The organism is Martinezella lusitana, from assembly GCF_010668395.1.
GTDB lineage: Bacteria > Pseudomonadota > Alphaproteobacteria > Rhizobiales > Rhizobiaceae > Rhizobium > Rhizobium lusitanum_A.
Map to the genome: position 1 here is coordinate 348,719 of NZ_WUEY01000002.1, position 23,616 is coordinate 372,334.

At 60.9% G+C, this 23,616-nt stretch carries 24 protein-coding genes; 6 read left to right on the plus strand and 18 right to left on the minus strand.

The features are described from left to right. Window positions 1-14: 14 nt before the first annotated feature. From GR212_RS05555 to GR212_RS05595, 9 genes are all read right to left on the minus strand, one after another. Entirely contained in the window at window positions 15-941 is a 927-nt protein-coding gene (locus GR212_RS05555) for an ABC transporter ATP-binding protein (RefSeq protein ID WP_163985463.1), read from the minus strand. After that, window positions 938-1,753, minus strand: a complete 816-nt coding sequence (locus tag GR212_RS05560) for an ABC transporter ATP-binding protein (protein WP_163985464.1) — start codon at window positions 1,751-1,753, stop codon at window positions 938-940. Before GR212_RS05560 ends, GR212_RS05555 begins: the two co-directional genes overlap by 4 nt. Next, window positions 1,750-2,652 (minus strand): ABC transporter permease, encoded by a 903-nt coding sequence (locus tag GR212_RS05565; RefSeq protein ID WP_163985465.1) that lies wholly within the window; start codon window positions 2,650-2,652, stop codon window positions 1,750-1,752. The genes GR212_RS05560 and GR212_RS05565 overlap by 4 nt, the downstream gene beginning before the upstream one ends. Next, window positions 2,649-3,632 (minus strand): ABC transporter permease, encoded by a 984-nt coding sequence (locus GR212_RS05570; protein ID WP_163985466.1) that lies wholly within the window; start codon window positions 3,630-3,632, stop codon window positions 2,649-2,651. The genes GR212_RS05565 and GR212_RS05570 overlap by 4 nt, the downstream gene beginning before the upstream one ends. Before the next feature lie 22 nt (window positions 3,633-3,654). Then, complete coding sequence (locus GR212_RS05575; RefSeq protein ID WP_163985467.1) at window positions 3,655-5,346, minus strand: ABC transporter substrate-binding protein; 1,692 nt, start codon at window positions 5,344-5,346, stop codon at window positions 3,655-3,657. Between the two features lie 440 nt (window positions 5,347-5,786). After that, window positions 5,787-6,182: a RidA family protein gene (locus GR212_RS05580; protein ID WP_163985468.1), complete on the minus strand. Its 396-nt coding sequence runs from the start codon at window positions 6,180-6,182 to the stop codon at window positions 5,787-5,789. A gap of 243 nt (window positions 6,183-6,425) precedes the next feature. After that, window positions 6,426-8,225: an NAD(P)/FAD-dependent oxidoreductase gene (locus GR212_RS05585; RefSeq protein WP_163985469.1), complete on the minus strand. Its 1,800-nt coding sequence runs from the start codon at window positions 8,223-8,225 to the stop codon at window positions 6,426-6,428. Window positions 8,226-8,290: 65 nt separating this feature from the next. After that, the gene (locus GR212_RS05590) at window positions 8,291-9,364 is read right to left on the minus strand and encodes a 2,3-butanediol dehydrogenase (protein ID WP_163985470.1); all 1,074 of its coding nucleotides are present in this window, start codon (window positions 9,362-9,364) and stop codon (window positions 8,291-8,293) included. A gap of 164 nt (window positions 9,365-9,528) precedes the next feature. Beyond that, complete coding sequence (locus GR212_RS05595; protein ID WP_163985471.1) at window positions 9,529-11,406, minus strand: sigma-54-dependent Fis family transcriptional regulator; 1,878 nt, start codon at window positions 11,404-11,406, stop codon at window positions 9,529-9,531. A gap of 158 nt (window positions 11,407-11,564) precedes the next feature. Between GR212_RS05595 and GR212_RS05600 the strand changes: the two genes are divergently transcribed. From GR212_RS05600 to ligD, 3 genes are all read left to right on the plus strand, one after another. Then, the gene (locus tag GR212_RS05600) at window positions 11,565-12,434 is read left to right on the plus strand and encodes a glycosyltransferase family 25 protein (protein WP_246725688.1); all 870 of its coding nucleotides are present in this window, start codon (window positions 11,565-11,567) and stop codon (window positions 12,432-12,434) included. A gap of 169 nt (window positions 12,435-12,603) precedes the next feature. Then, window positions 12,604-13,398, plus strand: coding sequence for an SDR family NAD(P)-dependent oxidoreductase (locus GR212_RS05605; RefSeq protein ID WP_163985472.1), 795 nt, complete (start codon window positions 12,604-12,606; stop codon window positions 13,396-13,398). 89 nt (window positions 13,399-13,487) lie between these two features. Further along, complete coding sequence (ligD, locus tag GR212_RS05610) at window positions 13,488-14,375, plus strand: non-homologous end-joining DNA ligase (RefSeq protein ID WP_163985473.1); 888 nt, start codon at window positions 13,488-13,490, stop codon at window positions 14,373-14,375. Between the two features lie 2 nt (window positions 14,376-14,377). On the opposite strand, the gene GR212_RS05615 is transcribed toward ligD, so the two are convergent. From GR212_RS05615 to GR212_RS05640, 6 genes are all read right to left on the minus strand, one after another. Beyond that, entirely contained in the window at window positions 14,378-14,944 is a 567-nt protein-coding gene (locus GR212_RS05615) for a methyltransferase family protein (RefSeq protein ID WP_163985474.1), read from the minus strand. A gap of 3 nt (window positions 14,945-14,947) precedes the next feature. Continuing rightward, window positions 14,948-15,685, minus strand: a complete 738-nt coding sequence (locus tag GR212_RS05620; protein ID WP_163985475.1) for a glutathione S-transferase family protein — start codon at window positions 15,683-15,685, stop codon at window positions 14,948-14,950. Window positions 15,686-15,715: 30 nt separating this feature from the next. Beyond that, complete coding sequence (locus tag GR212_RS05625; RefSeq protein WP_163985476.1) at window positions 15,716-16,009, minus strand: DUF3175 domain-containing protein; 294 nt, start codon at window positions 16,007-16,009, stop codon at window positions 15,716-15,718. Between the two features lie 23 nt (window positions 16,010-16,032). Beyond that, on the minus strand, window positions 16,033-16,347 hold the full coding sequence (locus GR212_RS05630) for a plasmid stabilization protein (RefSeq protein ID WP_163985477.1): 315 nt from the start codon (window positions 16,345-16,347) through the stop codon (window positions 16,033-16,035). Window positions 16,348-16,386: 39 nt separating this feature from the next. Continuing rightward, window positions 16,387-16,581 carry a hypothetical protein gene (locus GR212_RS05635; RefSeq protein WP_163985478.1) on the minus strand — a complete coding sequence of 65 codons (195 nt, stop codon included), beginning with the start codon at window positions 16,579-16,581 and terminating at the stop codon, window positions 16,387-16,389. A 283-nt stretch (window positions 16,582-16,864) separates the two neighbouring features. Continuing rightward, window positions 16,865-17,209, minus strand: coding sequence for a DUF2934 domain-containing protein (locus GR212_RS05640; RefSeq protein ID WP_432444352.1), 345 nt, complete (start codon window positions 17,207-17,209; stop codon window positions 16,865-16,867). Window positions 17,210-17,486: 277 nt separating this feature from the next. Between GR212_RS05640 and GR212_RS05645 the strand changes: the two genes are divergently transcribed. The 3 genes from GR212_RS05645 to GR212_RS05655 all read left to right on the plus strand — a co-directional run bounded on the left by GR212_RS05645 (window position 17,487) and on the right by GR212_RS05655 (window position 20,815). Further along, entirely contained in the window at window positions 17,487-18,950 is a 1,464-nt protein-coding gene (locus GR212_RS05645; RefSeq protein WP_163985479.1) for a phospholipase D-like domain-containing protein, read from the plus strand. Window positions 18,951-19,073: 123 nt separating this feature from the next. Next, a complete protein-coding gene (locus tag GR212_RS05650; protein WP_163985480.1) occupies window positions 19,074-19,913 on the plus strand; it encodes an endonuclease/exonuclease/phosphatase family protein in 840 nt (279 codons plus the stop codon). A 104-nt stretch (window positions 19,914-20,017) separates the two neighbouring features. Further along, window positions 20,018-20,815 carry an NAD-dependent epimerase/dehydratase family protein gene (locus tag GR212_RS05655; RefSeq protein WP_163985481.1) on the plus strand — a complete coding sequence of 266 codons (798 nt, stop codon included), beginning with the start codon at window positions 20,018-20,020 and terminating at the stop codon, window positions 20,813-20,815. Between the two features lie 25 nt (window positions 20,816-20,840). Here the strand turns inward: GR212_RS05655 and GR212_RS05660 are convergent, their stop codons facing one another. Genes GR212_RS05660 through cysT form a run of 3 tightly spaced genes read right to left on the minus strand, consistent with a single transcriptional unit; the run spans window position 20,841 to window position 23,612 of the window. Beyond that, window positions 20,841-21,881 carry a sulfate/molybdate ABC transporter ATP-binding protein gene (locus tag GR212_RS05660; protein ID WP_163985482.1) on the minus strand — a complete coding sequence of 347 codons (1,041 nt, stop codon included), beginning with the start codon at window positions 21,879-21,881 and terminating at the stop codon, window positions 20,841-20,843. Between the two features lie 11 nt (window positions 21,882-21,892). Beyond that, window positions 21,893-22,765, minus strand: coding sequence for a sulfate ABC transporter permease subunit CysW (gene cysW, locus GR212_RS05665; protein WP_163985483.1), 873 nt, complete (start codon window positions 22,763-22,765; stop codon window positions 21,893-21,895). Then, window positions 22,755-23,612 carry a sulfate ABC transporter permease subunit CysT gene (gene cysT, locus GR212_RS05670; protein ID WP_163985484.1) on the minus strand — a complete coding sequence of 286 codons (858 nt, stop codon included), beginning with the start codon at window positions 23,610-23,612 and terminating at the stop codon, window positions 22,755-22,757. The genes cysW and cysT overlap by 11 nt, the downstream gene beginning before the upstream one ends. Window positions 23,613-23,616: the final 4 nt, after the last annotated feature.

Consider the following 23,616-nt stretch of genomic DNA (forward strand, 5'->3'; position numbering starts at 1 on the left):
CCTTCTAGTTCGATCTAGTTCGATGCGACGAGCGCACGCATGAAATGATTGGGGCCGAGCTGTTCCACCTCGGTCGAGATCGGCCGGCTGAGCGAGCGGATCTTCTCCGCCTGTTCAAGAAACCGGGCGCTGCCGCCGGTCACGAACCTGCGGCCGCCATCCGGCACCGCCGAAAGCAGCAACTGCGTATAGGGATGCTTCGGATTGGCAAGGACGGCATTGGAATCCCCCCACTCGACCATCTGGCCGGCAAACATCACCACGATCTCTTCCGCGACATGGGCCGCCGTCGCGATATCGTGGGTAATGTAGAGCATGGCGAGATCGTTTTCCCGTTTTACCCGCGCCAGCAGATCGAGAATGTCCTTGCGGATCGATACGTCCAGCATCGACGTCGGCTCATCCGCCACCAGCACGCTCGGCGCGACCGCCAGCGCGCGAGCGATGTTGACGCGCTGACGCTGGCCGCCGGAGAGCTCGTGTGGAAACTTCTGCCGCGTTACCGCTGGATCAAGCCCGACGCTTTCGAGCAGCTTCGATATGTCATCGTCCCGCTCGGCCTTCGGCTTGTCCTGCCCATGCAGTTGCAGCGGCCGGGCGATGTGGTGGTTGATGGTGAAAGCCGGGTTGAGCGAGGAGAACGGATCCTGGAAAACCATCTGGACGTCCTTGCGGTACATCCGCTCCTCCTTGCCCGAACCGCGTGCCGTGCGGTCCTGCCCACGGAACAGCAGCCTGCCGGCCGTCGGCTTGTCCAGCCGGGCGATGATGCGGGCGCATGTGGTCTTGCCGCAGCCGGATTCACCGACCAGCGCGAGCGCCTTGCCTGCAAAGAGGGAGAAGGAGACGCTCTTCAAGGCATGCACGGTGCCGAAGTGGCGCTGGATATCATCGAGCCGGATGACGGGTTCTGCAGTCACGGCCTGTATCTGCGGTTTCATGCGAAAACTCCGGAAAGGTGAGCGCTGGCCGGAAGCTGCGGGATGGCGTTCCAGAGCTTGCGCGTATAGTCGTGAACGGGCGATTGGCTGACCTGCGTGACATCGCCGACCTCGACCAGTTCGCCTTTCAGCATGACGCCGATGCGGTGGCACAACTGCGCCATCAGGTGCAGATCATGAGTGATGAAGAGTACCGAGAACCCGTAGGTCTGCTGCAGGTCGAGAACCTGTTCCAGGATCTCCCGCTGCACGACGACGTCCAGAGCCGTCGTCGGTTCGTCCATGATGATGAGTTCGGGACGCAGCGCCAGGCAGATGGCAATGACGATGCGCTGGCGCATGCCGCCGGAAAACTGGTGCGGATAGTCGCCGACGCGATGCGCGGGAATACCCACCAGCTTGAACATTTCTTCGGCACGCGCACGCGATTCCTGGCGCGAGCACCCGGTATGGCGATGCAGGACGTCATGGAACTGCGCTTCCACCCGCATCAGCGGATTGAGCGAATTCATGGCGCTCTGGAACACCATGCCGATGCGCTTCCAGCGGATCCTCTGCAGCTCGTTTTCCGGCATCTTCAACAGATCCCGGCCATCCAGGCGAATGCTGCCGCCGCTGATCCAGGCAGGCGCCTTGGAGAGCCGCGTGATCGCATAGGCGATCGTGCTCTTGCCGCAGCCGGACTCGCCGGCGAGACCGAAGATCTCGCCGCGACCGATATTGAAGGACACGTCCTTCACCGCCCGGAAATCGCCCTTGTCGAGCAGGTAGTCGATATTGAGGTGCTCGATCTCAAGCAGGTTGTCGCTCATTGCTCGGTCCTCATCATGCGGTTGCGGGCGCGGGTCAGACGGAACCAGCGGGTCAATGCCGGCCCGGAGCGCAATTGCGGATTGGCGATTTCGTCGAAGGTGAAGTTGATCAGCGCGAGGCCAAGTCCCGTCAGCGCGATGCCGATGGCCGGCACGCCGATATCCCACCAGGCGCCGACCATGATGGCCGATGCGTTCTGCGCGTTGTAGAGCATGGTGCCCCAGGTGACCTTCAGCGGATCGCCGAAGCCGAGATATTCGAGCGTGGTCTGGGCGACGATCGCGTAGATGATGCTGCCGACCAGGTTGATGCCGATCAGCGGCGTCAGGTTGGGCAGGATCTCGACAAAGATGATACGCCAGGCCGGCTCGCCGATCATCTTGGCGGCGGTGACGAAATCGCGGTTGCGGAGCGCCATCGTCTGCGAGCGCGTCATGCGAGCGCCCCACGGCCACGACGTCAACGCGATGATAATCATGATCGTCATGGGGCCGACTGTGCCCGCGAAAGAGGCAAGCAGGATAAGCAGCGGCATGTTCGGTATGACCAGCACGGCATTGGTGGCAAGGTCGAGTACGGCATCGGTCTTGCCGCCGGCATAGCCGGCGATAAGACCGATCGCGGTGCCGATCACGGTAATGACGATGCCTGTCGCAAAGCCGACGGAAAGCGAGCTTCTGGCGCCCCAGACGAACTGCTTGTAGACATCCCGGCCCATCTTGGTGGTGCCGAATACATGCTCGACCGATGGCGGCTGATGCGAACGGCCTACGCGAGCGCCGGGCTCGCCCGGAGCGATGACCGGAGCGAAGATCGCCATCAGGCACAGCGCGGCGACGATGACGAAGCCGACGAGCGCCTTCTTCTGACTGAAAATGGATCGCGGAGAAAAGCTCATCGTCCTGCCTCCCTCAATCGCGGATCGACGAGACCGTAGATGATGTCGACGAGGAAATTGGCGCCGAGGGTCGCGAGCGTCATCAGCAGCAATTGCCCCTGAATGACGGGATAGTCTCGCGCCACGCTGGCGGTAAACAGCGTCAGACCGAGCCCCGGATAGTTGAAGACGATCTCGGTGACGATCGAACCACCGAAGACGGCGCCGAGTATCAGCGCAAGGTTGGTCAGGACAGGCAACAGGGCATTGCGGGCGCCATAGCTGAACATGACCGCGAGGTTGCTGAGCCCCTTTGCCCGGCCCATCGTCACATAATCTTCTCCGAGCACGACGATCATGGACGAGCGCATGGTCGTCTGGAATTCACCGACGAGAAAGGGCGAAAGCGTCAGGACCGGCAGGATCGCATGCATGAAAACGCTGCCGAAGAAGGTGAAGTTGAAGCCCGGATCGAGGTTGGGATCATAGGCATATCCCACAGGGAACCAGCGCAGCGACACGGCGAAAACGAACAGGCTGGTGAGAGCCACGATGACGGGCGGTATCGAAAACAGGATCACGGCGAAGGGCGATACGATCGTATCGAACCGCCCGCCGCGCCTCCAGGCCGAGATGGCGCCGAGTACGACGCCGACGCACAACGAAAAGATGATCGCTGTCACGACCAGGAAGACGGTCCACAGCGTGGCCCGGCTCAATACCTGGACCACCGTCTGCGGATAATATTTGACCGAAACGCCCAGATCGAAGGTGGCGAGCCCTTTGAGATAGTCGAGGAACTGCAGCATGATCGGCTGATCGATCTCGCCGAAACGGGCCTTGATCGCCTCCACGGCCGCAGGCGTGGCCCGCGGCCCGAGCTGGGCGACCATGGCGTCGACGGGGCTCCCCGGCATAAGCCGGGGAAGGATGAAGTTCACGACGATCGCGAAGGCCAGGGCCACCGCATAGACGCCGAGGCGCCGGCTTGAAACACGCATCTCTGCTTCCTTCGCTGTGGTCTTATTGGACCGGCTTCAGACGCAGCAGATGCATGAGACGCATGCGATTGTTGTCGTGGTTTTCCGGGTTCATCACCGGATCCTTGTCGGTGACCCAGCCGGTGAAGCGCTTGCTGGAATACTGATACCAGGTCGGTCCGTTGAAGACCGGAACGACCGGGAAATCATCGGCGATCAGAACCTGGATATCGTTGAAGATCTTCTTGTGATCGCCATCGGAAGACGACTTCAGATATTGATCGAAGAGCGCATCGAGCTTCGGGTTGGAGTACCGTGGCGCGGAGACGGTGAGCTTTCCGGCATAGGCCGTCGACAGGCTCTGATAGTAGCCCTGGAACGGCGTGGCGCTATCGGCTCGCGAGTTCATCACGACATCGAAGCTGCCGTCCAGCAGCTGCTTGCGCCACTGCTCGTATTCGGGCGTGGCAACAGAGGCGTTGATGCCTGCAGCACGCAGCCCTTCGACGGCGATCTGCACGGCGTCGATCCAGTCGGTCCAGCCATTCGGCACGATGATAGCGAAGGTGATCGGCTTGCCGCTCGGCGTGGTGCGGAAGCCATCGGCGCCCTTCTTGTAGCCGGCATCGTCGAGGATCTTGCTCGCCTTGTCGGTGTCAAAGCCCATGAAGGCGTCCTTGTCGCCTTCGGCAGCCTTGTTGCGCCAGCTTTCGAAGCGCGGCGGCAGGCCGCTGGCATGCAGGTTGACGACCGGATAGCCGAAGCCGGCGATGTCGACCATCGACTGGCGGTCCATCGCCAGGCTGAAGGCGTGGCGGAAATTGAGATCCTTGAAAGCCTCGAGATTGCCGGCATTCGAAGACTTGAAGTTCATCTGGAAGGCCACGGTTTCAGCCGGCGGCTGCCAGTAGCCATTATGCTCGGGGTCGAGTGCGACGAAGGTCTTGTCGATCTGCGGCAGGAACGAACCGATCCAGTCGACGGTGCCTTCCGGCAACAGCGCCAGCATCTGGTCGTTGCCCGAAATCTGCGGCAGGCGCAGGCAATCGACATGCAGCGAGGCGGCATCCCAGTAGTTCGGATTGCGGCACTGCTCGTAGACCTGCGGCGTGAAGCGGCGGACCTCGGTCATCGGACCGGAGCCGACGGGCTTTTCGTTCTTGTAGGCGACCGGATCGGCAATGTCTTTCCAGATATGCTCCGGCACGACGGCGAGATCGGCCAGGGATTCGGGGAATTCCGAATTCACGGCCTTGAGGTTGATTTTCACCTGTGTCGGCGAAGGCGCCTCGACGGAAGCGACTGTCTGGCCGACGCCGACCGTATCGACGGCCGGGTTCTTCAGCATCAGGTCGATGGTGTACTTCACGTCGGCCGAGGTCAGCGGCTGTCCGTCGGACCACTTCACGCCGGGGCGGAGATCATAGGTGATCGACAAGAGATCGTCGGAGAACTTGTAGCTCGTCGCCAAACGCCAGACCGGCTTGCCGCCATCATTGGCGTTGAAGATAACCAGCGGCTCATAGATGAAATCCATCGTGCTCTGGCGACGACCGGCCAGATCGAAAGGATTGAAGTTGCTGACCCAGCTGGTCTGCTCTTCGATGTGCATCGTCAGCACGGCCTCGGCCGCCGAGGCGATGCCGGAGCCGAAAGCCAGCGAGGCTCCGAGTGCCGCCGCTGCCCAAGACGTCCGATGGAAGAGATTTCGCAATGCTCTTTTCTTCATTCCCATTTGCAGTTCCCTCTCGTTGTTTTCGAGTAGTCAATCAAATTGATTTAATATCGAGTTTCGAGACTCGTCAATCGCAGATTGGAAATCAACAGGGGACGGCTTCGGCATTGGCAAAGGGCGCCGCCGGACGGGCAATCGCTTGCCGCAATCGGGTTCTGGACGAAAATCAGGGATGTGTGTGCCGCAGCGCTTCCACGATATCGAGACCGAGCCACGGCTCGAACGCGCCGATCGGCGGCGCGAAAAGTGCCGTGAGAAACGGCCGGGAAGCTATGTCCTCGATACCGGCGCGAGCCGTGGCATCGAGGACATAAAATCAGATGTGCGGGAAATCAGTCATCCGATCGGCAGCCCCCGAGACTTGGGGCGGAGCTGCCGGATATGTGGATTGCGGTGCGGCAATGGCAAGATCGCAATCAGCGCAGTAAAGATGCTCTCGCTCACTCGACGGGCTTGTAGGCAACCACGTCCATCTCGACCTTCACGTCGACCATCATCGGCGACTGGACGGTCGAGCGCGCCGGCGGGTGATCGATGAAGTGCTTTTCGAAAACGGCATTGAAGCTCGAGAAGTCGCGCGCATCGTCCAGCCAGACATTGACCTTCACCACATGCTCGAGCGTGCAATCGGCGAGCGCAAGCACGTCCTTGATGTTGGCGATGACCTGCTCGGTCTGCGTCACGATATTGCCGCTGACGATCTCGCCGTTGCGCGTCGGAACCTGACCCGAAACATAGACGAAATCTCCGGCCCTGACAGCCTTGGCGAAGGGGCGGCGCTGGCCGCCGGCCTGGTTGTCGGCGACATTAAAACGGATCAGCTTGTTCTTGCTCATGATGTGTTCGGTCTCTCTCTGTTGTCGAAATCCGCAGCCGCCATCGCTTCATCGCAAAGAGGCTCGGCGCGCGGCTCCCCTGGCACCTTCATTAGCGGCGGTAGCGCCGCCACGCCAGATCGTTTCGTTCGATTCAGAGATCCATGTCGACCAGATTTGCCGCGGCTTCAACCGATACATTAACTTTGGCATTTGTTGAAGCCGCAGCGATTTCAGAGCATTACAATCATATCCTCCAGCTATCTAGCGCTTGTGATGGACAGCCTGCAAGCCGTAGACGGGTGTCGGAATGCCCTCCATGCGCGCCTTCAATTGCAGGGAAAGATACTGGGAATAGTGCCGCGACTGATGCAGATTGCCGCCATGGAACCATAATGCTTCCTGCTGCGTCGGCTTCCACATATTGCGCTGTTCGCCCTCCCATGGACCCGGATCCTTCGGCGTATCGGAACCCAATCCCCAGACCTTGCCGACACTGTCGGCGGTTTCCTGGTTGATCAGATCGGCGACCCAGCCATTCATCGAACCATAGCCCGTGGCATAGACGATGACATCCGCCGGAATCTCCTGGCCATTGGCAAGCTTCACGGAGTTTTCCGTAATCTCGTCAACCTGGCCTGCCGCGAGCTTGACCTTTCCGTCGATAATCAGCTGAGATGCGCCGATGTCGATATAGTAGCCCGAACCGCGCCGCAGATATTTCATGAACAGGCCCGATCCGTCCGCACCCCAGTCCAATTGGAAGCCGGCCTTCTCCAGTGCCGCGTAGAAATCGGCGTCCCGTTCACGCATCTGGTTGTAGAGCGGAATCTGGAATTCGTGCATGATCCTGTATGGCAGCGAGGCAAAGATCAGGTCGGCCTTTGCCGTCGTCACGCCGTTTGCCAGCGCCTGTTCCGAATAGAGCGCGCCGAGCCCGATATCCATCAGCGTTTCGGACCGCACGATATGGGTGGTCGAGCGCTGGATCATGGTCACATCGATACCGGCTTCGTGCAGCGCTGCGCAAATGTCGTGGGCCGAATTGTTCGAGCCGATGACCACCACTTTCTTTCCCTTGTAGCCGTCCGGCCCGGGATGCTGAGAGGAATGGTGCTGCTCACCCTTGAAATTCTCCCGCCCCTTGAAGTCCGGGATATTCGCCTTGCCGGACATGCCCGTGGCGAAGACCAGCTGCTTCGGCCGGAGAATGACTTCCTCGCCGTCGCGATCGACGACGATGGTCCATTCCTTCGCCGCCTCATCCCACTTTGCCGACTTCGCCGTGGCGCGGGTCCAGTAGTTCAGCTCCATGACCTTCGTATAGAATTCCAGCCAGTCGCCGATCTTGTCCTTCGGTGCGAAGACGGGCCAGTTCTTCGGGAAATCGATGTAAGGCAGGTGATCGTACCAGACGGGGTCGTGCAGGCAGAGCGACTTGTAGCGCTTGCGCCAGGAGTCGCCCGGCCTGTCGTTCTTTTCGAGGATGATGGTGGGAACGCCGAGTTGGCGCAGCCGGGCGCCGAGGGCGATGCCGCCCTGCCCGCCACCGATGATGACGACGTAGGGCTGCTTATCGTAGCCGAGCGTTCGGGCTTCTTCCTCGCGCTCCTCCTTCCAGGTCTTGGCGCCGATATTCTGGCCATGCTTGGCGCCCAGCGGGCGCGTGAAACCGGCCTTTTCCTCATGCCCCTTCAATTCGACCAGGGCAGTCAGCAAGGTCCAGATGAGCCCGTTCTTGAAACGGATGAGGCCGTAGCCGCGCCCGACGCCGGTTTCGAACGAAATCCAGCTCTCGAGCACGCCGTCCGCCTCCGTGGCCTCCTCGCCGGCGGAGACCCGAAAATTCGAGGGCTTCGTGCCGGCAAGCTGGGCCTGCAGCATGTCGCGGACCTGATCGCGGCCTTCGACCGTCTTGATGTTCCAGGTGAAGGCGACGAGATCGCGCCAGTAGCATTCCTCCGCAAACATGGACACGGCCTCATCGATCTGGCCGGCCGCAAGCGCGTCGCTGAATTTATCGAGAAGCGCCTGAATACGGGTGGTCGGGGTTTTGTCGAGCATTTCATCTCCTCCTGCTCTTTGAAGATTTTCGGGGCGGCTCCTCAACCGCTCCTGTGGATCGGCGGTTATCGCGACAGATCGATCAAGATCTTGAGGTGCTTGCCGGTGGGATCGAGCAACTGGTCGAAGCCCTCGGTGACGGCTTCGGCGAGCGACACGAACTTGGTGACGATCCGCAGGGCCGGAATCTGGCCGCTGGCAATCAGCCTGGCAACGCGCGGCCAGTAATGGGTCGGGTAGGCCCAGGAGCCGCGGATATCGATGTCCTTGAAGGTGACGTCGAACCAGTTCAACGGGTTCTCGTGAGGGTGCAGGCCTGTCTGGATGACGACGCCCTGCTTGCGCACGGCATCGGCGCAATTCTTCAGGGCGTGCTCGTTGCCGACGCATTCGATGGCGATATCGCAGCCCACGCCGCCTTCCGTCTCGCGGCGGATGACATCTCCGACATTCGCCGATTTCGGGTTTATGGTCCGCACGTCCCTGAGCGCCTCTCTTGCGAGCGCCAGCCGCGTATCGTTGAGATCGGACATGAAGAGCTGCGTCGCGCCGGCTGCGCGCGCCGCCATTGCCGTCAGGATGCCGATCGGCCCCGCCCCGGTAATCAGCACGCTGTTGCCGGCCGTCACGCCGGCCCTGTCGCAGGCATAGACGGCGACGGCCGTGGGTTCGATGAGGGCGGCCTCTTCGTCGCTCAGGCTCTCGGGGATAGGCTGCACGTTGTAGTCGTTGAGCAACGCCGCCCCCGCCATGCCGCCGGACTGCCACGACAGGCCGGCAAGCGCGAGCTGTGAACTTAAGTGAAACAATCCGCGATCCGCATAGTAATCACCCTCGCGGGGCATGATGAGCGGCTGGACCGAGACGCGATCGCCAACCTTCACATGGCTGACGCCCTCGCCTATGGCCTTCACCACTCCGCCGAATTCGTGGCCGAGAACCTGCGGCCCATGCGCCTTGGTAAAGGGATGCGGCTCCTTCGGCACGAAGATCGGGCCGTAGGCATATTCATGCAGATCAGTGCCGCAAATGCCGCAGAAGCGATTTTCGATCAACACCTGGCCCGGCCCTGGTTTAGCCGGCGCCGGAATATCTTCGATACGCAGATCCTTGGCGGCATGGAAGCGGAGAGCTTTCATTCCTGTTTCCTCCTCGTTTGCTCTTGCAACAAGAAGACAGCAAGCGGCATGCCAGACAGCGGCAGGACCGGAAACCTCAATTTTTCAATGGCTTATATTTCAACCCGAAGGCCATGCTTCGAACATGCAACACCTTCGCTGCAACAGGTGTTGCAATGATTGCGTCAGTTGAGGCGCTTCAGCCGGCGATGGATCGTGGAGCGATTGACGCCGAGTTTGCGGGCGAGCGCCGAAACGTTCTTGCCGCATTCGTCGAGCGCCTTGCGGAGATCGTCCGCCGGCTGCTCGCCGCGCGGCAGGGGCTCGTCCTTACAGAGCGCATCCGGCAAACACTCCATGGTGATGACGCCGCTTTCCGAAAGCGCGGCCGCTACGCGCAACGCATTGGAAAGTTCGCGAATATTCCCTGGCCAGCCATGGTGCAGCAAAGCCGCGCGGGCAGATGCGTCCAGCCGGTAGAAGTGTCCGTTGTCTCGACCGATACGCTGCAGAAGATGATCGATCATGGCCGAAAGATCCTGCCGCGCGCGCAGCGGCGGCAGCGCCAGGGTGACGGCATTGAGCCGATAGTAAAGATCCTGCCGGAATTGCCCGAGCGCGACCAGCTCCGCCAGATCCCGATGCGAAGCCGAGAGCAGACGCAGATGCACCGGCCGCGCCTTCAATGCACCGACGGGCAGAACCTCGTTTTCAGAAAGCACCCGCAACAGGCGGCTTTGCAGCGCAAGCGGCATGTCGCCGATTTCATCCAGGAACAATGTTCCGCCATCGGCCTCTTCGATCAGGCCGCGCTTGCCCTTCTGATTGGCGCCGGTAAACGCGCCGGGCGCATAGCCGAACAGCTCCGATTCCATCAGTTGCTCGGGGATCGCCGCGCAATTGACCGCAACGAATTTTCCGGCAGCATCACCGCTGTCATGGATCGCGCGCGCCAGATATTCCTTGCCGCTGCCGGTCTCCCCCTGGATCAGGATCGGAATGCCGCGGCCCGCGAGTTTGGCGGCGCGCGCCTGCAGGCGCTCCATGGCCGGATCGCCGAAGCTGAGGTCCTTGAAGGGATTGCGAAGTTTCGCGGCGTCCGCGCTCGGCACGCGGCGAAAGCCCGAGGCCGGCGCAATGGCGCTGGCAAAGACCGCCAGACCGCTCTTTGCCTTGAGCAGCCTATCGCCATTCGGCTGCCCTCGCATCAGCAGGGGCAGATCGTCGAGCTCGATATCGAAGAAGCGATCGATCGGCTGACCGATGAACTGGCGGGTCACGATCCCGTGCATGTCCATCGCGCGGGCCAGCGCCCCGAAACCGCCATGCGTCATGCCGGTAATGCGGCCGCTGCCGTCGAGCGCGATCGCCGCGTCCGGATCGACATCGAGAAATTCGGGCGAGCGCGCCAGGCGCAACACCCAGTCGTTGCGCGTGCGCGTCATCAGGTTGGCAAGCTCGATGCGACGGGCGGTCGACGCGACAAGATGTGCGGCAAGCTGCTGACTGGCCTTTGCCGTCGGCGAACGAAGCTGTGAAATATCGAGCACCGCCGTCAGATCGCCGAGCGTGTCGAAGATCGGCGCTGCCGTGCAGGTCAGCCCGATATGGCTGGTGTCGAAATGGTCGTCCTGATGGATGATGACCGGCTCGCCCGAGACGATGCAGGCGCCGACGGCGCAGGTCCCTGCCCGATTCTCCGACCATTCGGAGCCGAGATAGAGCCCCGCCTTGCGCAACTGGTTGTCGAAGGTCGGATCGCCCATGAAGTCCACGGTCACGCCGCGGGCATCGGACAGGAGCAGCACGTAATTCTGCTCGACGACCTGGCTGAAGAGCCGCTCAAGCCCCGAGCGTCCGATGCGGATCAGTTCCTCCGCCTGCTCGCGATGCTCGCGAAGCTTCACCTCCGGCACGATATAGGCTTCCTGCGCGGCGGCGGGATCCAGCCTGTAATCGTTGAGGCAACGCAGCCAGGACTGCACGACCGGGGCATCGCGCGGGCTCGTGGCCCCCATCGCAACGCGCTCGATCTCCTTAATGTGCGACAATGTCGACACCATGGATGGCTCCTCCCAAAAGCATGGTCGCATATTCGAGCCCTATCAACAACGTATCATTCCGCCTGCTGGCAGCATCTGTAAGGCTGCTGTCAGCCGAACGGGACATGTTCGCTTCCGGAAAGCGGCGCTGCCGCTTCGAGATGGAAGTGGATGAAGGCATGAACAATGCAAGGCTGGCCGCGGCTTCGCTGACAGTGTTTCTGATCAATCTGGACCGGGCGGGCGATCGCCTTGCGGCGATGCAAGCCAAATTGCAGGGAAGCGGCCTCTCGTTCGAGCGCGTAGCCGCTGTCGATGGCAATTCGATCGATTTTCCAACGCCGAAATTCAGTGAAATTTCCTTTCGTTTCATGCATGGCCGCCGGCGTAATCCGGGCGAAATCGGCTGCTATCTGAGCCATATAGAATGTGCCCGCCGGCTGCTTGCCTCGCAGAACGAGTTCGCTCTCATTCTCGAGGACGATCTCGAATTTCCGCCGGATCTTGTCGATATCCTGGAAGCCGCGCTCGAACAGGATGCGCGATGGGATATCCTGCGCCTGTCGAGCGTCAGCGCAGGCAGAAAGTTCGATTTCTGCAAGCTTACGGAAAGCCGCAGCCTTGCGATCGCGCTGACCCGGGAAAAGGGATCCGGTGCCTATCTCATCAATCGACGGGCAGCGAGATGGTTTGTCGAGAAACTCCTGCCGATGCGGCTGCCGTTCGATCTTGCCTTCGATCTCGAATTCTTCCGGGGCCTCAAGTCAGCTTTCGTCACTCCGGTTCCCATCAATCAGCAACTCGGGTTGCCATCACAAATTCAGGGGCTTCGACAGCGGCGGCGCTACCATCGTTCGCGTGCGCACTATCTGACGGTGATACCATGCCGGGCGTTCATTGAAGCGAGCAGGCTGCTGACCCGGACTCCGAGGTTGGTGGCCTTGCTTCTTCAAAGCCGGATTGCGGCCACGAGACGCCGCCATCGCGAACTCGGTGCCGAGATTATGGCTTCGCTCAACGGAACGACGCAACTTGGCGATCCGCAATGAGATGGGGAAGGCCCGAGCCACGTCAGGCTTCGCCGCCCGATTTATTTTAGCGGCTGCCGGGATATCGCGTCCTTTTGCCAAGCCTGCCATGGTTGCCTTTCCGCCCTTGAGCCTGATAAGACGAGGCATATTTCGTCATATGATTGATTGATGTTCAGGAGGATTTGTCATGACAGAACTCGCGCAATCGCTTGCGTCCATTCGTATCCCCGATCTGGCCGGAAAGCGGGTGCTGATAACAGGCGCCTCGACCGGCATCGGCGCCGCCGTCGCACGCGCCTTTGCCGCCCAGGGCATGAAGATCGGCCTCCACTTCAATGCGAGCCGCGAGCCGGCGGAAAAGCTGGCGGATGAAATCAAGGCTGCCGGCGGCACGGCGCATCTTATCCAGGGCGATGTCTCGCAGGACGGCGGGACAGAACGCGTCGTCAAGGACGCAGTCGAAGTGCTGGGTGGCCTCGATGGCCTGGTGAACAATGCCGGCGGCATGCTGGGGAGGATTCCAACGGCCGAGATGACGGACGAGCACTATGAGCGGGTCATGAACCTCAACGCCCGCTCCGTGCTTGCGGCAACCCGCGCGGCCCATCCCCATCTCAGGCAGCAGGGCGGCTTCATCATCAACACCACCTCGATCGCCGCGCGCAATGGCGGCGGCAACGGCGCTATCCTCTATGCAGCCTCCAAGGGGTTCGTCTCGACCATCACCCACGGCCATGCCAAGGAATTCGTCAACGACAAGATCCGCGTCAATGCGGTCGCGCCAGGCGTCATCGCAACGCCGTTCCATGAACGCTATACCAATGACGAGCAGATGGAGCTGCAGCGCAAGACGATTCCCATGGGCTTTGTCGGCACGCCGGAAGATTGCGTCGGCGCCTATCTGTTCCTCGCCTCCGCGACGCTTTCCGGCTACATCACCGGCCAGATCATCGAGGTCAATGGCGGCCAGTTGATGCCATAAATACGGCTTCCGATCGCTTTGCGCGCCGGGCAATGCTAGTCTGCCCGGCGCGGCGACCTTCACGTCGCAAAAGATGGAGCGCATGCAAGATGGCAAAGACGCCCATTCAAGACGGCTTCGAAACGTCCGTGAAATTGACGCATCCGGACCGGATCTACTGGCCCGACGATAAGGTCAGCAAGCAGGACCTTCTCGATTACTACGCCCTGGCCTGGCAGCGGATGAAACCCTTCGTCGCCAATCGTCCCCTCGCCCTTCTGCGCTGCCCCGACGGCATCGACGGGCCGCGCTTTTTCCAGAAGCATGCCTGGAAGGGCATCAATCCGCATATCGAGGAAATTGCCGACCCCGAGGACAAGGAGGCTGCAAGGCTTCTGAAGATCGAAGACTTCGACGGTCTGGCCGCTCTCGTCCAATCGGCGGCGCTGGAAATTCACCCCTGGGGCACGACCATAGATCATTGGGAAGAGCCCGACATGATCATCATGGATCTCGATCCCGGCGAGGATGTCGCCTGGAGCAAGGTCGTCACCGCGGCAAAGGAAATAAGGGAACGGTTTTCCAGGCAGGGATTGACCTCCTTCGTCAAGACATCCGGCGGCAAGGGGCTGCATGTCGTGGCCTCCCTGAAGCCGCAGGCGAATTGGCCGCAAGTGAAGGATGCCGCCGAGGCCATCGCCCATGCCATGAGCGCCGATAGCCCGGAGACATATCTATCGGTCGCCAGCAAGGCGAAGCGGGAAGGCCATATCTTCATCGACTACCTGCGCAACGGCCGCGGCAATACCGCCGTGGCGCCCTATTCGACCCGCGCCAGAAAAGGGGCGGCCGTTTCGATGCCGGTCAGCTGGGAAGAATTGGACGGCAGGATCGGCCCCGCCTCCTTCACCGTCGGCAATGCCGCCTCGCGCTTGAACCGGTCGAGCGCCGATCCTTGGGCCGATTTTTCCAAAGCCGCTTCGCCGCTGAACCTGTGATCCTATACGAGGAACGGGATCAGCGCCGGTGTCCGCGATTTGTAGTCGGCATAATCGCGGCCGAACATCTCGTTCATCCAGCTTTCCTCGATCTGAACGCGCCGCAGCACGGCATAGAGCACGGCGGCGATGGCAAGTACGGCAGCAACATCGCCACGCGCGATGGCCGAGCCGATGACAGCGAGCATCAAGCCCGAATAGATCGGATGGCGGACAAGCGCATAGGGACCGGACCGTATGAGCGCGTGATCTTCCTTGAGCGTAATCACCCCGCTCCAGTTGCGGCCGATGTGATACCTGGCCCACACCGCGAAGAGCAGGCCGATAAGCGTCAAGGCCGCACCGATCGCATAGGTCGCCGGATGATGCGGGAGGATGGCAAATCGCAGCGGCCCCAGCCACGAACGGTCAACCACCAGAAGGAAGGCACCGATCCAGATCGGCAAGGTATTGCCGAGCCGTGATAGCGGATCCTCCTGCCGCACGCTTTTCTTGACGCCGAACGAGGCAAACAGCCAGATCAGCAGCCAGACGACCCAGCACGCGGGAATAAATTGATAGAGGAGCATCGCTCACGCCGTATCTTTATCCAGCTCCGGATAGTGCCGGAAAATGCCGTTCTCATTGAAGGGAATGCGGCGATCGGATTCAAGATAGCGAGCAATGTTGGGCCGTTTCATGACGGTTGCATGCAGCGCCGTCAGATGCGGATAGCGACGACCCAGATGTGCTGTCGCCCGCGGGAAAGCGTAGCGCAGGCCCTCATAGACCTGGAACAGCGACAGATCGACGTAGGTGAGCGCATTGCCGAAGATATGGCTCGGTCCATGTGGGTTTTGCTGCAGGACGCGTTCGAAATATCCGAGGAATTTCGGAATGCGGTTTTCGATGAATTCGGCGGCGCGGTCCTTGGCCTCGTCCTTCTGGTCCTCGTAATACTTCGATGTGGCGATGGGGTGGTGCGTATCATGGACCTCGGCGACGAGATCGGTAATCGTCAGTTGCAGGCCATTCAATACGTGCCGCTCTCCTTCGCCCTTCGGCGCAAGGCCAAGTTTCGGGCCGAGATACATCAATATATTCGCCACATGCGGAATGATGAGGTCTCCGTCCTTCAGAAACGGCGGAGCAAATGGAATATCGGAGCCAGCTCCGCTTTCCATGATCGCCAGCATGGCCGGCATTCCCTGCCCCTTGCTGGCCGAGCCCCGGCAGATATCGACATAGTCGGCACCGGCCTCCTCCAGCGCCAGCCGGACGAATTCACCACGCCCCTGGATGCCGTCCCAGTAGTAGAGTTCATAAGGCATTCGGCTTTCCCTCTCGAGAATGAAACACGGTCACTTGCGGCGATCGCCGTGCAAGTCTCTATGCAACTCCCGTCGCGCTTCCTTCAAGATCTCCCGGCGTTGCCGGCCAAGCCGGCTTCCGGTGCGGTCAATATAGAAATTCAGCGTCGACAAGGCCGAACGTAGGGGATCGAACTTGCGATGACTACCCATGACGGCGCGCTTCCTGATGGAGGCGACGATGATCTTTGGATCGTAAGCCGCGAAGATGCCGTCCTTGATGGGCAAGGTCTCGCGCTCGGTGCGCCCCTCGGGCAAGACCTTCCGACGCAAAGCGCCTTTCATGGCGACATCCTCTCGCACACGGATCAGGAATGCGCGTGCCGCTCGTGCCGTCTGCGGGTCGCTGCCGCATTCTTCGCGGAGGCAGAGCGCTCGGCTGCGGGGCGGTTGGCGGAAGCGCGGCCGCCGATCCTGCCGCCCTTCTCGGACGACTCATGATTTTCAGGATGGCCGCGACCCGAGCCGGATTTCTTGCCACCGCCGCTTTCCTTGTTCACGGTCGCCCAGGCGCGTCGCTCGGCTTCGTCATGAGAAACGCCGCGATCCTCGTAGCCTTCCTCGATATGCTCGGCTTTGCGCTTCTGCTTGTCGGTATAGGCGGATTTGTCTCCTCGTGGCATGATCTTTCTCCTTGTTGCGGATGAAAGACCAACACGTCGTTACGGAAAAGGTTCCGAGATGCGACCGGGAGAGTTGCGATCGGCGGCCAGCGGCCACAGGCGCCGATCGCGGCGCGGCGTTGCGCGATTTTTGGCCGAAGCCGGGAAAAACACGCCGACGGAACGGTCGATGATCAGAATGAGGATCAGCGCCGCCAGGAGATAAAGTGCAGCGAGCACGAGAAGCGACGTCACTCCACTACCTCCGCGCTGCCGGTAAAGCGTATGGAACAGCGCGCCGCAACGATCGTCGCGACAGTCATTTCCAGATCATCGATATAGTGACGGCGCATTTGCGAGGCTCCCTTCGCACTCAGTAGCACCGATGTGTGACAACTATTTCGCGATTGGGATCCAAATGACCGAAATTACTGCGAATCTTTCCCCCAGAGGTTCCTTTAGAGAAGAGAGGCGGCCCGATGTCTGCCATCGGCCCGCCCCCATCTCCGCCACATCTCCAAAATTGCAGTGCCCGATGCTACGCCTTTGCGGCTGTCGCTTTTTTCGATGCCTTCTTTGCTGCCGGCTTGGCTGCAACCTCGTCGGCCGCCGCCGCCGCGGCAATCACCGTCTTGCGCTTGGCCTTGGGCTTGACCTCGATTTTGCCGGCTGTCGTCACACTTTCCTCGAGTGCGAAGCGCTCGCCGCTCGCACGGTGCCAGTGATCGACATCACGCCCGTAGGGATGGCCTTCTTCTTCCCATATGGCATATGCGCGCTTCTTGATCCATTCGTCCCGGGATTCCAACATCTGCCGTTCTCCGTTCGCATCATTGAACAAGGTTTGATGAACAATGCCCGTTCTTGAAACGCGGGCTTTCACGCCTCCCCCGAGCAGCCAAGACGCCATGGCTTCAAATTGCCAAGGCTCGTTTTCTTCTGTCTCGACTCTCGAACCGCAGTGGCGCTTCAAACAAGAAACACTGGTTACCGTGGGGGACGGTAGCGAAGCAGCCGAAGCGTCCCAACTATGAAGGCGGGAGCAAAATGGTTCAATTAAAAATATCTAATACGCTGAGTTTTCGCACTACTATCGACGACATCCCGGTAATCGCGCGCGGGATCATTGCAGCTTTTGCGGGCAAAGATATACTCGCACCATGATCGACCTGGTGGACGCCCATTGGGGCCAAATTCTTGCCGTCCTGTCCATTGCCATGGGGGCGGCTGCCGCCATTCATGCGGCGATGACCAAAGAAGACGTCCGCGCCGCGATCGGCTGGGTCGGCGTCGTCATCCTGTCGCCCATCATCGGTGCGCTGCTCTATGCCGTCGCGGGTATCAACCGCATCCGCCGCGCCTCGCTCAGCTCGCAGCGCGAGGCACTCTTCCGTAAGGATGCGAACGGCGAGCTTGCCAGCTTCGATGCCGATGACGAACAGGTAAGGCGGCTCTTCGGCGACCGTTTCGGCTCGATGAAGACGCTCGGCGACCGTGTCGTCCGCTATACGATGAGCACCGGCAATACCATCGAAATGCTGACCAGCGGCGATGTCGCCTATGCGGCGATGAAGGCCGCCATCGACGGCGCCGAGCGCAGCATCCTGATGGAAACCTACATCTTCGATCGGGACCCCATCGGCCTTCGCATCGCCGACTCCCTGATCGCCGCCGTCAAGCGCGGCGTCAGCGTGCGCGTGCTGATCGATGCCGTCGGCGCCCGCTATTCCGTGCCGAGCATCATGGGTTATCTGAGCGAGGGCGGGGTTCACGTCGATGTCTTCAACGGCAACGTCATCATCGGGCTCCGGCTGCCCTATGCCAACTTGCGCACCCACCGCAAGATTCTGACCGTCGACGGGCGGATAGCCTTTACCGGCGGCATGAACATCCGCCAGGGCTTCACCCGCGAATTTGCCCAGGACCACTGCGCCCGCGACATGCATTTCTGCGTGACGGGGCCTGCCGTTGCCGATCTTTTCAACACCTCCGCCGAGGATTGGCGCTTCACCACAGGCGAAATGCTGAGTGGCGCTGAATGGCGGATTGCGACACCTTCCAACGAACCCGGGGCACCGGTCTTCATGCGCGTCGTCGCCTCCGGCCCCGACCGGAGCGTCGAAACCAATCACAAGATGCTGATCGGCGCGCTGTCGGTCGCCCACAGATCGATCCGCATCATGTCGCCCTATTTCCTGCCGGACCGGGAGCTCATCAGCGCGCTGGTCACCGCCGCCCGGCGCGGGGTCGAGGTCGATATCGTCGTGCCGACGGCCAACAACCTGGTGCTGGTCGATCGTGCCATGACGGCGCAATTCGACCAGATGCTGAAGAACTATTGCCGCATCTGGCGGGCCGTAGGTCCGTTCAACCATTCCAAGCTGCTCGCTATCGATGGCATCTGGGCCTATGTCGGCTCTTCCAACCTCGATCCCCGCTCGCTGAGGCTCAATTTCGAGGTAGATCTCGAGGTGCTCGATCGCGGCTTTGCCGGCACGATCGATGCCCATATCGGCGCCATCCTGGAGACGGCGCACCCGGTCGATCTGGAAACGCTTCAAGCACGGCCTTTTGTCGTGCGGCTCATCGAGAAGATCCTCTGGCTCGGCTCGCCCTATCTCTGATGGTCATCGCCATGAACAATCTGTCCTTGTCGCAGCCTTTTTACATGACAACGCCGACGATCGCTTCCTATACTCCGGTTCATGTACCCGGCATGGTCTGATCAAGGAACGGTCGACGGATAGATGCGGAAAAAGAAAGAAAGTCTCCGTGCGAGCATTCTGGACAGTCTGAAGAACCGAAAGAAATCGCGGCCCAAGCTGGCCGCAGAGCCGGATCGACCCGAAGGCACATTGATCGCCTCGTACAATGTTCATAAATGCGTCGGCGCCGACCGCCGCTTCGATCCGGAAAGAACCAGTCGGGTCATTCACGAAATCGACGCTGATGTCATCGGCCTGCAGGAGGCCGATACGCGCTTCGGAGAGCGCACGGGCCTCCTCGACCTGCGCCGGCTGGAACGCGAAACGGGGCTGATCCCCGTCCCCGTCGCCGGTGTCACGAAGGCGCATGGCTGGCACGGCAATGTCGTACTTTTCAAGCAAGGGACGGTGCGAAACGTCCACCAGATCAATCTGCCGGGGCTCGAGCCGCGCGGCGCCCTGATTGCCGAACTGGAACTTGCGCGCGGCGGGAGCCTCAGGATCATCGCCGCGCATCTCGGCTTGCTGCACCGCTCGCGGGCCCAGCAGACGCGGCTTATCGTCGATCTGATGAACGACGGCAGCGATACGCCCACCATCCTGCTTGGCGATCTCAACGAGTGGCGCCTGGGAGACCGCTCGTCCCTCAACACCTTCCAGAGCGCCTTCGGGCCGCTGCCTCCCGCCGTCCCCAGCTTTCCATCGGCGCTGCCGCTGCTGGCGCTCGATCGCATCATGGCAAACCGTCGCGGCATGATCTCCGCGGTCGAAGTACACGACTCGCCGCTGGCGCGCATTGCTTCGGACCATCTTCCCATCAAGGCCGTGGTCAGCCTGGAAACGCTCGCCAGCGACGACAGGGTGCATTCGCATATCGCCTAGACATCATCGACATATTTCATGTTGGCTGTACAGATATATATAATGACTGCCGAAAGAGCATCTTATAGTCTGCCGGCCGAAATGATCGATCCGGGAGACAATCCATGCTGAAAACTCTGTTGCTGACCGGGGCCGCCGGTGGCGTCGGGCAGGCGCTCAGGCCGCTTCTGTCGCAAATTGCCGAGAGCGTCGTATTGTCCGATCTCGCACCGATCAGCGACCTGAGTCCCAACGAGCGTTTCGTCTCCTGCGATCTGGCCGACCGCGCCGGCGTCGAGGCCCTGCTTGCCGGCGTCGACGGCATCATCCATCTCGGCGGGATATCGGTGGAGAAACCTTTCGATCTCATCCTGCAGGGCAATATTCTCGGCCTCTACAATCTCTACGAGGCGGCGCGTGCCGCCGGCAAGCCGCGCATCGTCTTCGCAAGCTCGAATCACACGATCGGCTTTTATCGCCGGGACGAGCGGATCGACAACAAGGCGCCGACGCGGCCGGATTCGCTTTACGGTGTTTCGAAGGTGTTCGGCGAAGCGGTCGCGAGCCTCTACTTCGACAAGTTCGGCCAGGAAACGCTCTCCGTGCGCATTGGCTCCTGCTTCCCCGAACCGCGCAATACCCGCATGCTCGCCACCTGGTTCAGCGTCAACGATTTTCTCTCACTTTGCGGCTGTGCTTTCGATGCGCCAAGGCTCGGCCATACCATCGTCTACGGAGTTTCCGACAATGACGAGCAATGGTGGGACAACAGCAATGCTGCTTTCCTCGGTTGGAAACCGCGCGACAGCGCCGCTCCGTGGCGGGCGGAAATCCTGTCGCGAACACCACGGGAGGATCCCAACGATCCGGCAGTCATCTATCAAGGCGGCGGCTTCGCCTCGGCGGCCCATCCGGAAGACTGATCAGCCCGGGATCGCTGACGACACGTCAGCTTCCGTTGCGAAACAGCTTCCAGCGGGTTGGCCGGAAGGCGACGCGATTGCGGTCCAGCGCATCGGCCTTGTTCGGCGGCAGCTCGATCTCGATGCTTTCGTGGCCTGAGCCGATATCGATCTCGAGATGACGAGTGCCCGCAACGCGTCGGCTTGCGGCGAGCAGACCGGCGATCGCGCCGCCATCGCAAAGCTCGATATCATGAGGGCGGAAATAAAGATGGGCCTCTCCCTCCGGCTCGTGCGGCGCGCTCAGCCCCAGCGGCTTGTCGTCGAACCAGATCTCGCCGCTGGCGATGCGTACCTTGATGCGGTTGGACTGGCCAATGAAACCGTAGACGAAGGGAGAGTTCGGCGTGTCGTAAATTTCGTCCGGCGTGCCGACCTGCTCGATGGCGCCCTTGTTGAGCACGACGACACGATCGGCAAGCTCAAGCGCTTCTTCCTGATCGTGCGTCACGAAGACGGTGGTGTGGCCGGTCCGGTCATGGATTTCCCGCAGCCATTTGCGCAAGTCCTTGCGGACCTGCGCGTCGAGGGCGCCGAAAGGCTCGTCCAGAAGCAGGACATTCGGCTCGACCGCCATGGCGCGCGCCAGAGCCACGCGCTGCCTCTGTCCGCCGGATAGCTGGGCCGGATAGCGCTTTTCCAGGCCATTGAGCTGCACCAGTTCCAACAATTCCAGCGCACGCCGGCGAATTTCATCGCGCGGCGGGCGGCGCGAAGCCGAGCGCACTCTCAAGCCGAAGGAAATGTTTTCCAGCACCGTCATGTGCCGGAACAGCGCGTAATGCTGGAACACGAAGCCGATGTTGCGCTGCTGAACGCTCTTTCGCGAAGCATCGTCCTCGCCGAAGAAGATCCTGCCCTCGGTTGGCGTTTCCAGCCCCGCGATCAGGCGCAGCAGCGTCGTCTTGCCCGAGCCGGACGGACCAAGAAGCGCGATCAGTTCGCTCGAGCGTATATCCAGTGACACGTCATGCAATGCGGGAAAGCGACCGAATTCCTTGCGCAGGTTTTGAACGCGAACTTCCATCAAAAATTCCTTCAGTGACGCCGGCTGGCTGCGATCTCTTCGCTATAGCGCATTTCCAGCAGCGTCTTCAGTATAAGTGTGACAAGGGCGAGCAGAGCCAGGAGCGTGGCAACGGCAAAGGCCCCAGAGAAATTATAGTCGTTGTAAAGGATCTCGACCTGCAGCGGCATGGTGTTGGTTTCGCCGCGGATGTGGCCCGAGACGACCGAAACGGCGCCGAACTCGCCCATGGCGCGGGCGTTGCAGAGCAACACGCCGTAAAGCAGGCCCCATTTGATGTTTGGCAGCGTGACATACCAGAAGGTCTGCCAGCCATTGGCTCCGAGCGAAAGCGCCGCCTCCTCGTCCGCATTGCCCTGCTCCTGCATCAGCGGGATCAATTCACGGGCGACGAAGGGGAAGGTGACGAACATCGTCGCCAGAACGAGCGCCGGAACCGCGAACAGGATCTGTATGCCGTGGCTCTGCAACCAGGGGCCAAGTGTGCTGCTGGAACTGAATAGCAGCACGAACACCAGACCGGATATGACCGGCGAGACGGAGAAGGGCAGATCGATCAGGGTCGTCAGGAATGCCTTGCCCTTGAACTCGAACTTGGCGATCGCCCAGGCGGCCGCGACGCCGCAGACAAGGTTCAACGGTACGCTGATGCCGGCAACGATCAGCGTCAGCCGGATGGCCGCGAAAGTCTCGTCATCGACAAGGGCGTCGAAGAACGCCTCTATGCCTTTGCGGAAAGCCTCGACGAAGACGGCAGCCAAAGGCAAAAGCACCATCAATGTCAGAAAGGCGAGCGAGATCAACACGAAGGTAATGCGCGCAACCCGGCTCTCGGTGATGACGGATTGACCCGTATCGGCGGCGGCAGAAAGATCATGCGCCATAGCCATATCTCCTTCTGCTCCACGACTGTATGAGGTTGATGATCAAAAGCATCGTGAAGGAAATGAACAGCATCACCGTCGCGATCGCCGTCGCGGCGGAGTAATTATATTCCTCCAGACGGATGACGATGAGCAGTGGCGCGATTTCCGAGACATAAGGCTTGTTGCCGGCGATGAAGATGACCGAGCCGTACTCGCCGGCGGCGCGCGCAAATGCCAGGGCAAAGCCCGTCAGCGCCGCAGGCGCCAGGCCCGGCAGCAGTACGCGGGTTATCGTCTGGAAACGGGAGGCGCCGAGCGTTGCCGCCGCCTCTTCGACCTCGCGATCGATTTCCTCCATCACCGGCTGCGCCGTGCGCACCACGAAGGGCAGGCCGACGAAAATCAGCGCGATGACGATGCCGACCGGCGTGAAGGCGATCTTGATGCCGAGCGGAGCCAGGAACTGGCCGATCCAGCCGTTCGGTGCGTAAAGCGTCGTCAAAGCAATGCCGGCAACCGCCGTCGGCAGCGCGAACGGCAGATCCACCATGGCATCGACGATGCGCTTGCCGGGAAAACGGTAGCGCACCAGCACCCAGGCCAGAATAAGCCCGAGCACCGCATTGACGAGCGCGGCGATGAAGGCACCGCCAAAGCTCATGCGCAGCGCATAAAGCGTGCGCACATCAAGGGCCAGCGCCCAGAATTTCGACCAGCCGAGAGCGCTGCTTTTCCACAGCAATCCCGACAGCGGAATGAGAACGATAAAGATGAGCCAAGCCAAGGTAACGCCGAGCGCCAATCCGAAGCCCGGAATGACGCTCGGCTGCCGTAACCGCCACCGTTTGCGGGTTATAGAATGCATTCAG

Excerpts from the sequence above, each read along its gene's own strand:
- GR212_RS05660 (WP_163985482.1), bottom strand. The coding sequence starts at position 21,881 with ATGGAAGTTCGCGTTCAAAACCTGCGCAAGGAATTCGGTCGCTTTCCC.
- GR212_RS05645 (WP_163985479.1), top strand. The coding sequence starts at position 17,487 with ATGATCGACCTGGTGGACGCCCATTGGGGCCAAATTCTTGCCGTCCTG.
- GR212_RS05560 (WP_163985464.1), bottom strand. The coding sequence starts at position 1,753 with ATGAGCGACAACCTGCTTGAGATCGAGCACCTCAATATCGACTACCTG.
- GR212_RS05605 (WP_163985472.1), top strand. The coding sequence starts at position 12,604 with ATGACAGAACTCGCGCAATCGCTTGCGTCCATTCGTATCCCCGATCTG.
- GR212_RS05555 (WP_163985463.1), bottom strand. The coding sequence starts at position 941 with ATGAAACCGCAGATACAGGCCGTGACTGCAGAACCCGTCATCCGGCTC.
- GR212_RS05620 (WP_163985475.1), bottom strand. The coding sequence starts at position 15,685 with ATGCCTTATGAACTCTACTACTGGGACGGCATCCAGGGGCGTGGTGAA.
- GR212_RS05625 (WP_163985476.1), bottom strand. The coding sequence starts at position 16,009 with ATGAAAGGCGCTTTGCGTCGGAAGGTCTTGCCCGAGGGGCGCACCGAG.
- ligD (WP_163985473.1), top strand. The coding sequence starts at position 13,488 with ATGGCAAAGACGCCCATTCAAGACGGCTTCGAAACGTCCGTGAAATTG.
- cysW (WP_163985483.1), bottom strand. The coding sequence starts at position 22,765 with ATGGCGCATGATCTTTCTGCCGCCGCCGATACGGGTCAATCCGTCATC.
- cysT (WP_163985484.1), bottom strand. The coding sequence starts at position 23,612 with ATGCATTCTATAACCCGCAAACGGTGGCGGTTACGGCAGCCGAGCGTC.
- GR212_RS05615 (WP_163985474.1), bottom strand. The coding sequence starts at position 14,944 with ATGCTCCTCTATCAATTTATTCCCGCGTGCTGGGTCGTCTGGCTGCTG.
- GR212_RS05655 (WP_163985481.1), top strand. The coding sequence starts at position 20,018 with ATGCTGAAAACTCTGTTGCTGACCGGGGCCGCCGGTGGCGTCGGGCAG.
- GR212_RS05590 (WP_163985470.1), bottom strand. The coding sequence starts at position 9,364 with ATGAAAGCTCTCCGCTTCCATGCCGCCAAGGATCTGCGTATCGAAGAT.
- GR212_RS05565 (WP_163985465.1), bottom strand. The coding sequence starts at position 2,652 with ATGAGCTTTTCTCCGCGATCCATTTTCAGTCAGAAGAAGGCGCTCGTC.
- GR212_RS05650 (WP_163985480.1), top strand. The coding sequence starts at position 19,074 with ATGCGGAAAAAGAAAGAAAGTCTCCGTGCGAGCATTCTGGACAGTCTG.
- GR212_RS05575 (WP_163985467.1), bottom strand. The coding sequence starts at position 5,346 with ATGGGAATGAAGAAAAGAGCATTGCGAAATCTCTTCCATCGGACGTCT.
- GR212_RS05630 (WP_163985477.1), bottom strand. The coding sequence starts at position 16,347 with ATGCCACGAGGAGACAAATCCGCCTATACCGACAAGCAGAAGCGCAAA.
- GR212_RS05595 (WP_163985471.1), bottom strand. The coding sequence starts at position 11,406 with ATGGTGTCGACATTGTCGCACATTAAGGAGATCGAGCGCGTTGCGATG.
- GR212_RS05580 (WP_163985468.1), bottom strand. The coding sequence starts at position 6,182 with ATGAGCAAGAACAAGCTGATCCGTTTTAATGTCGCCGACAACCAGGCC.
- GR212_RS05585 (WP_163985469.1), bottom strand. The coding sequence starts at position 8,225 with ATGCTCGACAAAACCCCGACCACCCGTATTCAGGCGCTTCTCGATAAA.
- GR212_RS05600 (WP_246725688.1), top strand. The coding sequence starts at position 11,565 with ATGAACAATGCAAGGCTGGCCGCGGCTTCGCTGACAGTGTTTCTGATC.
- GR212_RS05570 (WP_163985466.1), bottom strand. The coding sequence starts at position 3,632 with ATGCGTGTTTCAAGCCGGCGCCTCGGCGTCTATGCGGTGGCCCTGGCC.